We start from the raw sequence: 13,110 nt of genomic DNA on the forward strand, positions 1-13,110 counted from the left end.
GAACACCGACCACCCTATTTCCAGAGATGACATATGAGCACTGATGCCCAAACAGGTCGCGATTACCGCGAGACCCTGTTTCTTCCCCAAACTGACTTTCCGATGCGCGCCGGGCTGCCCAAAAAAGAGCCGGAATGGCTGGAGCGTTGGGAGCGGATTGGTCTGTATCACAAGCTGCGCGAGGACGCCAAAGGCCGCACCCCTTATACGCTGCATGACGGCCCGCCCTATGCCAATGGTCATATCCATATGGGCACGGCGATGAATAAAGTGCTCAAAGATATGGTCGTGCGCGCCCATCAAATGAGCGGCTTTGACGCCAATTATGTGCCGGGCTGGGATTGTCACGGCCTGCCGATTGAATGGAAAGTCGAAGAGGAATTTCGCGGTAAGGGCCGCGCCAAAGACGATGTCCCGGCTAGCGAATTTCGCGCGCGATGCCGCGAATATGCGGCCAAATGGGTCGACGTTCAAAAGGCCGAATTTAAACGTCTTGGCGTCATCGGCGATTGGGATAATCCGTATTTAACGATGCGCTTTGAGAGCGAGGCGCGCATCTGTGACGAGCTTTTAAAAATTGCCAAAACCGGACAGCTTTATCGCGGCTATAAACCCGTCATGTGGTCACCCGTTGAGCAAACGGCGCTCGCCGAAGCCGAGGTAGAATATCACGACCGCCGCGCCACGCAGATTTATGTGCGCTTTCCGGTCTGTGCTTTCACATTGGGCGTGTCTTATTCTGACAAAACCGCACCTGCGCCTGAACTGGAAACGATGCATCGCGTGCAGTGGTCAGAAAGTGAGGCTATCGACACTGCCGATCAAGACTTTGAAGACACATATATTAAGGATGTAAGTGTCGTTATTTGGACAACCACACCGTGGACTATTCCTGCAAACCGAGCCGTTTGTTTCTCACCTAGTATTTCATACGGGCTTTATAAAATAGAAGCTCTTGGTGACCCTGGCTTCCCCCTTGGTCAAACTGTCGGCGACAAATTGATTGTGGCTGATAAGCTTTGGGACAACGTGGCTAAGGCAGCTCATATAACAGAGTTTACAAGACTTTCGGATGTTTCGTCTGAACTTCTAAAGCATGCAGATCTCGACCACCCGCTCAAAAATATGGAAGGTGCAGACGGTAAATTCGATTTCGCCATACCAATGCTTGTCGGCGACCATGTTACTGCCGAAGCGGGTACGGGCTTTGTCCACACCGCTCCGAGCCACGGTGAGGATGACTATATGGTCTGGTTTGCTAATAAAGATAGGCTGGAGGCGCGCGGTATTGATGCCAGCGTTCCCAATACAATGGACGATTCAGGCTGTTATACCGATGTGATGCCGAGCCGCTTTGAAGGCCTCGATGTTATCCGCACAAGCGGTAAAAAACGCGGCCAAGACGGTAAAGCCAACGCCGAAGTTCTTAAAGCGCTTGTCGAATGCGGTAATCTGCTGTCGCGCGGGATTATGACCTTGCGCGACGCCCATAGCTGGCGCTCCAAAGCGCCTGTAATCCGCCGCGCCACGCCGCAATGGTTTATCTCTATGACCGCAGATCACGATGGTAGGGGCGGGCTGCGCGAGAAAGCCAAAGCCGAGATTGCCAAGACAAAATTCTGGCCGGAGCGCGGGCGTAACCGCATTGGCACAATGGTGGCGGATCGTCCTGATTGGTTGATCTCACGGCAGCGCTCATGGGGCGTGCCGATTACGTTGATCGTTCACGAAGACGGGCGCCTGCATACCGATCTTCCCGACGCGGACGCAATCAACGCCCGCATCCTCGCGGCTGTGAATGAGCATGGCGTCGACGGTTGGTTTGACGCCGATATTGCCGATCTGATGGGCGACGATAGCGGAGGATGGACGAAAGTCACCGATATTCTCGATGTCTGGTTTGATAGTGGCTGTACTCATGCGTTCTGTTTGAAAGAACGTGATGATTTGCCCGACCGCGCTGATCTCTATCTTGAAGGCAGCGACCAACATCGCGGTTGGTTCCAAAGCTCGCTGCTGGAAAGCTGCGCGGTTTATGGCGAGGCCCCGTATAAAGGCGTGCTGACCCACGGATTTGTCGTCGATGAAAAGGGCTATAAAATGTCCAAATCTCTGGGCAATACGATCAGCCCTGAAGATTTAAATAAACAATATGGCGCGGAAATTGTGCGCCTCTGGGCGGCGTCGTCCGACTTTACCGAAGAAGTGAAAATCGGCAAAGAAATCATCCAGACCAGCACGGACGCCTACCGTAAACTGCGCAATACTTTGCGCTATATGATCGGCGCGCTGGACGGATATTCTGAGGCTGACGCGATTGATATCGTCGATATGCCCGCGCTGGAGCGCTGGGTTTTACACCGCCTGCATGAACTGGACGCTGTGGTGAAAGACGGCGTAGAAAATCACGATTATAAAAAGATTTTCAGCACATTGTTTAATTTCTGTACGGTCGATCTGTCGGCGTTTTATTTCGATATTCGCAAAGACGCGCTGTATTGCGACCCGCTGGGCAGCACGCGCCGCCGCGCTTGCCGCACAGTTATGAGCTATATTTTCGAGCGTCTGACTTTATGGCTCTCGCCCATATTGTGCTTCACTATGGAAGAAGTCTGGCAGCAGCGCTTCCCTAGCGAGGATGGCAGCGTGCATATGGAGCAATTCCCCGATACGCCGGACAGCTGGCATGACGCGGTTTTGGCAGAAAATATTAAAAGTATGCGAAACTTACGGGATTTGGCAAATGAACAAATTGAACCCATGCGTAAAGATGGAACAATTAAATCCAGTCTAGAAGCTATTATTTCGGTTTTTGCGCCTGTAACAGAAATTGCCGACGATTTAAGACTAGATGAAAATAGTTGGTACACAGATCCGAGTAATCCAACGGACTCCGTGGCTGACTACTTAATTGTAAGTCACTGCATGTTTGTACCACAAGACAATTCTGGTATTTTCCTTCAGGTTAAAACTTTATCTGAAAACGCGGCCTACACGAAATGCCCGCGCAGCTGGAAATATTTCAAAGCCGAAAACGGCGCGGATATTACGCCGCGTGACGCGGTTGCCGTTCAGCAATGGGATGCATCATAATGGCGACTAAAGATACCAAATGGCGACGCTTTATTGAAGCGCCGCGCAAGGCCGGACAGCTCTGGATTTATCTGGGGCTTATTCCCGCGCTGGGCATCGCGATTGATCAGTTTCTAAAATGGAAAGTGCTCGATTTTTTCAATAAAACCTACGGCGTTCCCGTTGATCTTTGCGCGCGGCCTAATGCGCCGCATACTTTGCATGAACTGCCCGGCCTGATGGATTTGAATCTATCATGTAATTACGGGATTAGCTGGGGCATGCTGGGCGGCGCGAATGAGTTTAAACGATGGGGCCTCGCGGCTTTTGCGATTATCGTCTCAATCCTGTTGGCGTGGCTTTTGGTTAAGACCAAAGATCGGCTGAGCAGTCTGTCATTTGCGCTCATTCTGGCCGGCTCTATCGGTAATGTGATTGACCGCGTGCGCTATGGCGCTGTCGTCGATTTTATCGATTTTTCAAGCTTGAAATTTAATTTCATTTTTAATCCCGCAGATGTGTTCATTACAATGGGCGTCATCGGTATGCTTGCCGCCGTTTTGCTCGGCGCCGATACACAGGCGGGCAAGCCCGCCCAAAAATAATGCCGGAGCTTGTCCCGCTCACCGCAACGCCGCCTGCGCAGCTGGATTTTTCGCGTAGCGGCACGCTCGCCAGCACGACCTTTGATGATATATATTTCTCAGTCGATGGCGGTCTGGAAGAATGCCGCGATGTTTATCTGCGCGGATGCGGCTTGCCGGAGCGATGGGCAGGGCGCGACAATTTTACCATAGCCGAGCTTGGGTTTGGCACAGGGCTGAACTTTTTGGCGACAATCGAGATGTGGCAGGCGCATCGCCCGTCTGACACGGCGCGGCTGACTTATATCGCGGTTGAGGGCTTCCCGCTGTCTAAGGCCGAATTGCGCAAAGCTTATGCGCATGTGAAAACGCTTTCTCCCGATGTGAAGCGGCTTCACGGTTTATGGCCTGACCGGGTCAAAGGCGTGCATGTTTTGGATTTTGACGATGTGCGTTTGATCCTTATCCACGACCTCGTTGAACAAGCCTTAGAGCAAATTGATTTTGCGACGGATGCATGGTTTCTGGACGGCTTCACGCCGAGCAAAAATCCGGATATGTGGGCGCAGAACGTTCTCAAAAAAGTCTACGCCCTATCCGCGCCGGGGTGCCGTGTCGGCACATTTACGGTGGCGGGTGATGTGCGCCGAAGCCTGATGAATGCGGGATTTTCTGTGTCGAAACAGCCCGGGTTTGGCCGTAAGCGTGAGCGCCTGGAGGCGGTGAAAGCGGGCGAGACACCTGCGCCTAAAACCGCCCCGCGCGTCGCTATTATTGGCGGGGGCATTGCGGGCCTTATGACTGCGCTGCATTTGCGCGCACATGGCGCGCAATCCGTAATCTACACTGATAAAGGCGATAGCCCGGCAAGCGGCAATGCGAGGGCAATCGTCAAGCCGCGCCTTGATATTTTAGACCGCCCGGAGTCGCGGTTTTTCAATGCGGCCTATCTTTACGCGGTTAGGGCTTACCCGGCAGAGTTCATTAATGACTACGGCGTCTATCATATCGCGAAGTCAGATAAAGAGCGAAAGCGGTTTGAAAAACTGGCCGGTAATCAACAGCTTCCTATGGAGCATATGAAATTCATTGCCGCGCCCGATTACAGCCTCGATGCGCGATTTGGCGCGCTCTATTTTCCGCAAGCTCTTGTCATTGATCCCGCGTCATTGACGCAGTCTTTGATGTCAGAGTTTGAAAATTATGAGTCCCAAGTGCTGAATATTCACACGACAGAGGATGGCGTGGACTTAAAATTCGCAGACGGCAAGTCCGAGCGCTTCGATCACGTCGTCATTTGCGCAGGGCAGGGCGTGCGTCACCTTTTGCCGGATATGGATGTGCGCTTTCAACGCGGGCAAATTACCCAAGTTAAAACCGGTGCCGCATTGGACAATGCCGCGACATATGGCGGCTACGCTATTCCGGGTCAGGATGCGGTCTGGCTGGGCGCGACCCACGCCCCGCATGAAAGCCGCGATAATGCTGCGATTTTAACGTCTGAAGATCAGGAGAATATAGATAATTATATCGCGCGCGGTGGACAGGGCGGCGAAATTGTTGATCATCGCGCCTCTGTACGCGTGACGACGCCTATCACCCTGCCGATCGCGGGGCTACTATCCGAGCATATTCATATTTTCAGTGGTCTCGGCGGGCGGGGATTTGTGTTTGCACCTCTATTGGGCGCGCATATTGCGGCCAAGATTTGCGGCGCGCCGGATGTTATTGCCAAAGACGCGGCCGTTTTGTTTAAGCCGCGCATGAAAACGCCTTGACCAACGCGCGAGAGCCGCTTCGATCAAGGCGCCATAACTGCGCCGCCCAACCTTTTTACAGGCAGGACGGCGCAGCGATTCACAAGGGGTGACGCGGTCTAATCGCGCTTATCAATGTCGATATCGGCTGATCCGCTTTCGCGTTGATCCACTGATCCGGTGACGTGATGAACATAAATATCTGCCGCTCCGGTGGCCCGAAGGTCGGCATCCTTAGCCGTGCCGCCATACTCAATTGTCGAAGACCCAGAGGATGAAATATAGAGCATGTCTGTGTCTCCGTCATCGACTTCAATATCGCCTGATCCGCTGGATTCCAGACGGGTCGGTCCGGAAATAGAGTCAATTTCAATATCTCCGGAGCCTCGCATAGAGGCCTCGGCGCCGCCGCTGACATTGCCGACAGACACATCACCTGAGCCGCGCAGCGACAAATTGAGCTTTCCGGTCACGTCTTCTAATTCGATATCACCGCTGCCGCGAAGGCTAATATCGGCATTGGCTACATTGCCTGTGACGATATCGCCGGAGCCGGATAAATCCGCCCGTAGATCGCGGGCATTTTTAATACTGACATCGCCGCTACCACGAAGGTTTAGATCCGCGTCGTGGACATTTCCGGCCATAATATCGCCGGAGCCGGATAACTCGACACGCAGATCGCCGTCCAGATCACCCATATTAATTTTGCCGCAGGCCTGAACCTCGACATTAGCTCCGCCCAAATCCCCTGTCTCGATAAAGGGGATGGAGTTGCGGACAACCAGGATGGTGTTTGATGGTGCGCTGATTGTCAGCTTGGGATAATCTTCAATATCCTCATAGCCGCCAATAGTGCCGGACTTTTTCTTGCTCCAGCTCCAATTACCGTAATAGCCTTTACATTTATCGCCATCAGGCTTGCGGATGCCGCCATCAATCACGAGGTTTTCGCCATCATTATGCTGCGTCATATCTTTTTTATTCGTGACAGAGGCCACGGATAAGGGGGCCGTATTGTCGGTGATGAGCGTCACTGTGCCGACGAAGTTTTCGATGACAAGCTCGGGGCCGTCTTCTGCTTGCGCGCTCATGGCGAATGCAGAGGCTAATAGCGGCAATGTCGCGGCGGTAATCAGAAATTTAGTCATAGTGTTTTCTCTCTGTATTTTCAGGCGGTTTTAAAGGGCGAGCGCAAGTTGACGCCCGCTTTGGAAGCCAATGACAATCTGCGTTCGAGCCGTTTTGGCTTCGCGGATAAAGGCGCCGCTTTCAAGGCTTGCGCCGAAGGCCATTGGCCCCGCGGTAAGCTCTACGGCGATCGGCTGGACGGCAAATGTTCCGCCGCCTATGGCAGATAATGCCAGGGTTGATGCGATTAAGGTTTTGGTCAGCATGGTCTCTCTCCTCCTTGCCGGGTGGACAGGCTAAGCCTGTTTAGGGCCTTCCGGAGGCGGGCGTCGGGGGTGACGGCGCGCACTCCGGAAGGAATTTGGCGAGGCGTTTAAGGGGGACGCCTGCCGGGGGTTGGCTGGGTGTCTAGCGCAGGCTAGTTTTCCAGATCACGGAACTGGCGGCGAAGCTGCCATTCCGATGAGGTGATGGATTTTTCCAGATCCGCCAGACGGGTTTCGACGCTACGAAACTTGCTTCTGACATCTTTGAAAGTGGCCGTTGATTTAACCGGTTGCGTAATATTTAGATCTGCGCGCTCTGCCCGGCGGGCCTTGCGGGTTTCGTATTTTTTGCGGCGGTATGGTGCGCGATTATCGCTGGGAACAAATATCCACAATCCAAAATAAATTGCAAAAACAAGCGGGCCGAGCAAAAAGAAGAAAGCCAGCACAAAGAGGAGGCGGACAATTACTGGGTCAATGCCGGAGTAATCTCCGATGCCTGCGCATACTCCGCCCCAGACGCCGTCGATTTTATTACGGGTTAGGCGCTTGGGAACATCGTCGACATATTCAACGTCTTCGTGCTCTCCGGTGCCCCAATTCGTATCGTTCATGGCGCGGTGAAAGCGGTTTTTATATCGTTTTGTCATTTCTCTCTCTCCAGTTTGGAACTTCGTCATCCAAAATGCGCTCTAGAACCTGAACGCGTTGGTCGAAAATATCGGCCAGTTTTGACATGCGTTCCAATTCAGCGATTTGGTCGCCACTCATATGATCCATCATGCGTTCTTTATGGGAGAAGTAGCTTTTTAACATTGCGCTACCCACGCCCATCACGATCGCGATAATCGGTATCATGAATACTAGGATTTCAGGTCTCATTTAGGTCTCTCTCTCGTATTTTTGCCACTCAGTTTAAGGTCTGGCGGCTATATTTAGGTTTGGCCTGCGCCGGCGGGGCACTACTCCACCTCTCTCATATGGGGCCAGGGTTGAACGGGTCAACAACCCCGCGCCGGACGCAGGTCCAAAGTTTACGGCTTATTTAGTCGCCGCTTTTTTCGCTTTGGGTTCAGATTTGGTCATCCGCGCCTTGAGTTGTGACAGTTCGTCCTCGACGGCTTCATTAGATTCAATCTCGGCAAACTGGCTTTCCAGACTCTGACCTTTACCAAGGTCAAAGCTCTCAACCTGGGCTTCCAGATCATCGACCTTGCGCTCAACACGCTCGTAGCGGGCCAAAGCGTCGTCAACTTTGCTGTCAGTCAGCTGTGTGCGTACACGGATACGGTTCTGGGCCGTTGTGCCGCGCATCATAAGCGATTTGTGCTTGGCTTTAGCTTCATTAAGCTTGGCTTGAAGCTTTTGTAGGTCGGAATCGGCTTTCTCGACATTTTCGTCCAGAATTTGGATCTCGCGGCGGACAACTTCCGCCATTTGCTCAGCTTGCTGCTTGGCGCCAATTGCGCCCCGGGCCAGATCTTCGCGCTCTTTAGAGATAGCGAGTTCGGCTTTTGACGCCCATTCATCTGAGCGGGCCTCATAGCTTTCCGCTTTGCGCTGTAATTCTTTACGCTCAGCAATAGAGCGGGCGGCTTCAGTCCGCACTTCGACAAGAGTGTCTTCCATTTCCTGAATAATCAGGCGTGCGATTTTTTCGGGATTTTCGGCTTTTTCAATCATAGAATTCAGATTTGAATTTATGATGTCGCCCATGCGTGAAAATATTCCCATGATAATCTCCTTAGATATTAATGCGGTTTAGGGGTGGGGTGGGGGTTAGAGGAAAAATCCACCGATCATCAGACCGGCAACGAAGAAGCCCCAGGACTCCGTCGGACGTGTCGACAGATAACGGGTAAAGCGCCGAAATGTGCTGCTGGCTTCGCTGCGGTGACTGCGGCTTTCAAATTCATTTTCAAAATCAGTGTTCATGTTCATTTCCTCGTCGTCTTAAATGGGGGAATTTCGGCCCGTCCCTCAATTTTATGCGGGGACGGGGGTGGCCGGTTTTGACTAGATGCCAAAACCGGCAATGTGGGATCCGCCAACATAGCTTGATACGGCGGCGATGTGACGGCGGCGGCGTGAATTGCGAACCCGGTGGGACGCTAAAGATGTGCCGATATTTTTCTCGTCAATCATATGTGTTGAATAAGTCATTGCGTTTTCTCTCTCTCTCGTAACCGTCGGGGCGGGATGTCCCTTTCGGTGTGACCCCAGTATGCAATATAAGAGAGCGGAAAGTCACGATATTCTAAATCATTGATTTATATAGATTAAATAAGATTTTTGCGCATGACCGTAATTTGCAATAGTAATTATTGCCTATAAATGGTATTTAAAACTAATAAAAGTAGTTTACAGGACTAATTATGAGCAAATTACAGACTCAACCCATCGGTCAATCGCCAGCCTTTTTGGCCACGCTAGACCGGATATCGCATTGCGCGGCGCTGGATCACACGCTGTTAGTGGTTGGGGAACGCGGTACGGGCAAATCCATGACAGCGGGACGGCTTCATTTCCTGTCGCCCCGATGGGAACAAAGTTTCAATGCGGTCAGTTGCGCCGCTTATGATGACGAACAGCTCGAAGCTCATATTTTTGGAGAGGATATAAGTGCGGGTCTGATTGAGCGCGGTGAGGGCGGGACATTATTTCTGGACTCTATAGAGAGTATGAGCCCTCGTGTGCAGGAAAAGCTCCTGCGCCTCGTTGAAGACGGTGAGTATGAGCGTCTGCGCGGGGATGATGTCTACAGCGCTAATATTCGCATTATCGCGACCAGCGGTATTGACCTGCCCGCCGCGGCCGGAGCCAAGGCCTTCCGGCAGGACTTGCTGGATATCCTGTCTACCGACGTGATTACTCTGCCGCCGCTTCGACGCCGCATCTCTGATATCGAGGCCTTGGCCAATTACTTTGCGCGGGAGCGCGTTAAGGCGCTCAAGGCAGAAAGCTTCCCGGGATTTACGCCCGAGGTGATCGCATTTTTGGAAGGGCAGGACTGGCCCGGTAATGTACGGCAGCTTCGAAGTGTGGCGATACGCGCAGTCAATAATGCTTTTCTGGATGATAACAGTTTTGATGGCCCGATTGGCGATGTCCGCATGGATCCCTTTGAGGGGCCGTGGCGACTTGCCGTTCTCCACGATGCACCTGTGCAGACGATTCTGCCACCGGATCAACTTCATGCACCGCAACCGGGCGCGCCGCAGTCAGCCCCACCGCAAAATATCGCGCCAAAATCTGAGGGTGATTTCTATGAGCGGGTTAATGCGTTTGAAAAAACGCTGATCGTGCAGGCGATGGACACACAGGGGCAACATCAAAAGAAAGCGGCCGCATTCCTTGGTCTGACCTATCACGCCTTTCGCGGGCAGTTGCGAAAGCACGGACTACGCAAATAATACGCTTAGCTATTCTGACTGAGGCAGCGGAGGACCGTCTGAGCGGCGGATAAGCGCCTTATCTTCAGTCCGGCGATATTTATCGGGGTCGGTATCTGGGGTAACAGTCTGACTATTCATGCCGAGGGGCTCAACGGGCGGTATCTCGCGCTGCGCTGTTTTTACGGCATTTGACGGGCCGGGCTCTGCGCCGTTTAACGCTGCTGACTGCTGCGCGCCAATGGCGCGGCGGGCGGCTTCTATCTTGGCCTCGCGGGCCAGACGTGCCTCTTCCGCTAGATCGATAACGGGCTGCGGCGGAGTCTCCACGACGACTTCAGGCTTAGGCTGACAGCCGCTAAGCATAGCCACGCCTAATAGGCTGAATGCGGCCATTCTAAAAAGAGGACGATGTGACATAAAGGTCTCCGTGAATTAACACGAAACATGACACGAATTGTTTAAAGTTACGCTAAGGCAGCAGCCCCGCTGCCACGACGATACGGGCGTAGAGCGTTTGTTCAATATATCCGTCAGCAGCGAGCCCGTTTGCGGCCTGCCATGCGCGAATGGCTTTGCGGCTATTCGGGCCGATCTGTCCGTCCACGCCTTGCGTATCATATCCTAGTGCCGTCAGCGCGGTTTGCATATTTTTCTTTTGCGACAGCGATAAAGGCTTGTCATCTTTTGGCCACGGCCGCGAAATTAAGCGCTGCCCGGACAGTCCAGTCGCTAAGCTGGTAATGCCTGTCACATAGCTGGATGAATTATTATACCGTTTGATAGCGTCAAAATTCTTAAACGTCAGGAATGCCGGGCCGCGTGACCCTGCAGGCACGTAGAGCCGTGCGGGCATATTGGCGTAGCTGGACGTAAACGCGCCGCCGCCAACAGGAGATACGCCGAGAGCCCGCCATTCGCTGACGGTCATTTTACGTCCATCTGATAATGCGAAATTGAAATCCGGCGCGAAGATGATCTCTGTCATTACCGGCTCGCCGCGACGCCAGCCGGATTTGGATAGATAATTAGCTGCGCTGGCGAGCGCGTCCTCGGGACTGTTCCACAGGTCAATATTGCCATCGGCATTATAATCCACGGCGTAGTCGCGGAATGTGGACGGGATAAATTGTGTCATGCCCATGGCTCCTGCCCATGACGAAACAAGCTGGTCTTGGCGGACTTTGCGGTTGGCCAGAAGGTCCAGGATTGCAAAAAGTTGGGTTTCACCAAATTTTTGACGCCGCCCGTCAAAGGCGAAGCTGGCTAATGCACTAATTGCGTCATAATTACCCTGAATGTCGCCATAAGCTGATTCCAAGCCCCAAATGGCCGTCAGCGTATGACGATCAACGCCAAAATCACGTTCAATATTGTTAAACATTTGTTCATGAGCTGTTAGCTGAGCCATACCGCCGTTCAGACGCCGCTCATTCATGGCATTATCAATATAACTCCAAACCGGTTTCGTAAATTCGGGTTGGCTGTCATTAGACGCGATGGCGTCCTCGCGCAGCTCTGCCGGGGCGATGACGGCGATAACAAGAGCGGGGTCATAGCCTTTGGCAAGGGCGCGATTGGTAAAATCCGCTTTCCAAGCGTCGAACTTTACCTGCGGGGTCGTGTCCGGATTTATAATTTTGACCTCAGACCCACGTACATCATTTGCGGCAGTGTTGGCTGAGCTCATTGCGCTTTGCGGCGCAGCTGCGCAGGCAGAGATGAGAAGGGGTACACAAAGTAATAAACGCCGCATGTCGTATCCTTTATATATATTAATTACATACCAACATTAGACGCGATCCGGCCTAAGTAAATGTTACAACATGTTAAAAAGCAGAACGGGGGCTGTCATCTCGTTGGCATTTCAATGTGCATGGACTGATATTTGCGGTGGAATTGATGTTGACACACCCCGCCCTCATCCATAGATAACGCGCTTACCTCAATTGAGAACAAAATCGAGTCCGTCATGAAAGTCCGCAGTTCATTAAGATCACTGAAGAACCGCCATCGCGATTGCCAGGTCGTGCGCCGCAAAGGCCGTCTTTACGTTATTAACAAGACCGATCCGCGTTTTAAAGCGCGCCAAGGCTAATTCAATCTGCCCTACGGCAGGTTTACGAAAATTTACGTGTTGTTACCGCTTGCGCCGTCCGGCGTAGAGCGGCATTCTGCGCGCATGTTAAAAGCTTTTTCCCTCTCACTGATAATGTGTTTCGCAGTGATATTCAGTGCGGTCACAATAAGTGCGCAAACGGTTGATCCCGACTCTATCCCTTTGCCGGAACTTGCGCCGTTGCCGGATGCCCCACAGCGTGATGAGGGGTCACAAGGCGGCGAAGAGCCGTCTCTTGACGGAGCCGCTGAAAATGCCCGTCCCGACGTCTTCATACTCTCCCCTGAAGACCGCCAGGCGCAGCTTGATGATTTGTTCGCAAAACTGGAACGTGAAAAAGACCCAAAAAATGCTGAGCTGATTGCTGAAGAAATTTGGGCGATCTGGCTTCAATCTGGCAGCCCGTCTATTGATTTATTGCTCCGCCGCGGCGTTGCCGCGCAAATGGCTGGCGATCTCCCCAAAGCGCGACGTTTTTACGAACACGTTATACGCTTGCAGCCGGACTACGCCGAAGGGTGGGCACGCTCTGCCCGCTTGGCGTTAGAACAGGGCCGGGTTGCGGACGCGCAAGCGGATACCGTTCAGGCCCTGATTGTTGAGCCGCGCCACTTTTACGCGCTGTGGACTTTGGGCAATATATTTGAGCGTACCGGACAGCCGACCGCCGCTTTTGAGACGTATTCTCAAGCTCTGTCACTTTATCCGGCGCTGGAGCAGGTTGAGAAGCGGGTCGATGCTCTGCGCGGTCAGGCCGAAGGTCAGTCCCTATAGGAATATTTACCGGAC

The 13,110-nt window shown here is 52.8% G+C and carries 15 protein-coding genes; 6 read left to right on the plus strand and 9 right to left on the minus strand.

Annotated elements, in window-relative coordinates:
- Window positions 1-33: 33 nt before the first annotated feature.
- The 3 genes from ileS to mnmD are packed head-to-tail and all read left to right on the plus strand — an operon-like array spanning window position 34 to window position 5,434.
- Entirely contained in the window at window positions 34-3,093 is a 3,060-nt protein-coding gene (gene ileS / locus H142_RS0107810) for an isoleucine--tRNA ligase (protein WP_017931561.1), read from the plus strand.
- Window positions 3,093-3,677, plus strand: a complete 585-nt coding sequence (lspA, locus tag H142_RS16280; protein ID WP_017931562.1) for a signal peptidase II — start codon at window positions 3,093-3,095, stop codon at window positions 3,675-3,677. The genes ileS and lspA overlap by 1 nt, the downstream gene beginning before the upstream one ends.
- Complete coding sequence (gene mnmD, locus H142_RS0107820) at window positions 3,677-5,434, plus strand: tRNA (5-methylaminomethyl-2-thiouridine)(34)-methyltransferase MnmD (RefSeq protein ID WP_017931563.1); 1,758 nt, start codon at window positions 3,677-3,679, stop codon at window positions 5,432-5,434. The genes lspA and mnmD overlap by 1 nt, the downstream gene beginning before the upstream one ends.
- A 98-nt stretch (window positions 5,435-5,532) precedes the next feature.
- Here the strand turns inward: mnmD and H142_RS0107825 are convergent, their stop codons facing one another.
- The 7 genes from H142_RS0107825 to H142_RS16845 all read right to left on the minus strand — a co-directional run bounded on the left by H142_RS0107825 (window position 5,533) and on the right by H142_RS16845 (window position 8,973).
- The gene (locus H142_RS0107825) at window positions 5,533-6,564 is read right to left on the minus strand and encodes a GIN domain-containing protein (protein WP_017931564.1); all 1,032 of its coding nucleotides are present in this window, start codon (window positions 6,562-6,564) and stop codon (window positions 5,533-5,535) included.
- Between the two features lie 30 nt (window positions 6,565-6,594).
- Window positions 6,595-6,810 (minus strand): hypothetical protein, encoded by a 216-nt coding sequence (locus H142_RS0107830; protein ID WP_017931565.1) that lies wholly within the window; start codon window positions 6,808-6,810, stop codon window positions 6,595-6,597.
- A gap of 152 nt (window positions 6,811-6,962) precedes the next feature.
- Complete coding sequence (locus H142_RS0107835; protein WP_017931566.1) at window positions 6,963-7,460, minus strand: PspC domain-containing protein; 498 nt, start codon at window positions 7,458-7,460, stop codon at window positions 6,963-6,965.
- Window positions 7,444-7,692, minus strand: coding sequence for an envelope stress response membrane protein PspB (pspB, locus tag H142_RS0107840; RefSeq protein WP_017931567.1), 249 nt, complete (start codon window positions 7,690-7,692; stop codon window positions 7,444-7,446). Before pspB ends, H142_RS0107835 begins: the two co-directional genes overlap by 17 nt.
- 159 nt (window positions 7,693-7,851) lie before the next feature.
- The gene (gene pspA / locus H142_RS0107845; protein WP_017931568.1) at window positions 7,852-8,544 is read right to left on the minus strand and encodes a phage shock protein PspA; all 693 of its coding nucleotides are present in this window, start codon (window positions 8,542-8,544) and stop codon (window positions 7,852-7,854) included.
- Between the two features lie 45 nt (window positions 8,545-8,589).
- Window positions 8,590-8,745 (minus strand): hypothetical protein, encoded by a 156-nt coding sequence (locus H142_RS16840; RefSeq protein WP_156811957.1) that lies wholly within the window; start codon window positions 8,743-8,745, stop codon window positions 8,590-8,592.
- 81 nt (window positions 8,746-8,826) lie between these two features.
- Window positions 8,827-8,973 (minus strand): hypothetical protein, encoded by a 147-nt coding sequence (locus tag H142_RS16845; protein ID WP_017931570.1) that lies wholly within the window; start codon window positions 8,971-8,973, stop codon window positions 8,827-8,829.
- A gap of 212 nt (window positions 8,974-9,185) precedes the next feature.
- On the opposite strand from H142_RS16845, the gene H142_RS0107860 reads away from it, so the two are divergent.
- Window positions 9,186-10,223: a sigma 54-interacting transcriptional regulator gene (locus H142_RS0107860; protein WP_017931571.1), complete on the plus strand. Its 1,038-nt coding sequence runs from the start codon at window positions 9,186-9,188 to the stop codon at window positions 10,221-10,223.
- A gap of 9 nt (window positions 10,224-10,232) precedes the next feature.
- On the opposite strand, the gene H142_RS0107865 is transcribed toward H142_RS0107860, so the two are convergent.
- Together H142_RS0107865 and H142_RS14905 are read right to left on the minus strand one after the other, a co-directional pair.
- On the minus strand, window positions 10,233-10,622 hold the full coding sequence (locus tag H142_RS0107865) for a hypothetical protein (RefSeq protein WP_156811958.1): 390 nt from the start codon (window positions 10,620-10,622) through the stop codon (window positions 10,233-10,235).
- Window positions 10,623-10,674: 52 nt separating this feature from the next.
- Window positions 10,675-11,958 (minus strand): lytic murein transglycosylase, encoded by a 1,284-nt coding sequence (locus tag H142_RS14905; RefSeq protein WP_083898980.1) that lies wholly within the window; start codon window positions 11,956-11,958, stop codon window positions 10,675-10,677.
- Window positions 11,959-12,174: 216 nt separating this feature from the next.
- On the opposite strand from H142_RS14905, the gene ykgO reads away from it, so the two are divergent.
- Together ykgO and H142_RS0107880 are read left to right on the plus strand one after the other, a co-directional pair.
- A complete protein-coding gene (gene ykgO, locus H142_RS0107875) occupies window positions 12,175-12,300 on the plus strand; it encodes a type B 50S ribosomal protein L36 (protein WP_017931574.1) in 126 nt (41 codons plus the stop codon).
- Window positions 12,301-12,336: 36 nt separating this feature from the next.
- Window positions 12,337-13,095 carry a tetratricopeptide repeat protein gene (locus H142_RS0107880; protein WP_156811959.1) on the plus strand — a complete coding sequence of 253 codons (759 nt, stop codon included), beginning with the start codon at window positions 12,337-12,339 and terminating at the stop codon, window positions 13,093-13,095.
- The last annotated feature ends 15 nt before the right edge of the window (window positions 13,096-13,110 follow it).

The organism is Robiginitomaculum antarcticum DSM 21748, from assembly GCF_000365025.1.
Classification (GTDB): domain Bacteria; phylum Pseudomonadota; class Alphaproteobacteria; order Caulobacterales; family Maricaulaceae; genus Robiginitomaculum; species Robiginitomaculum antarcticum.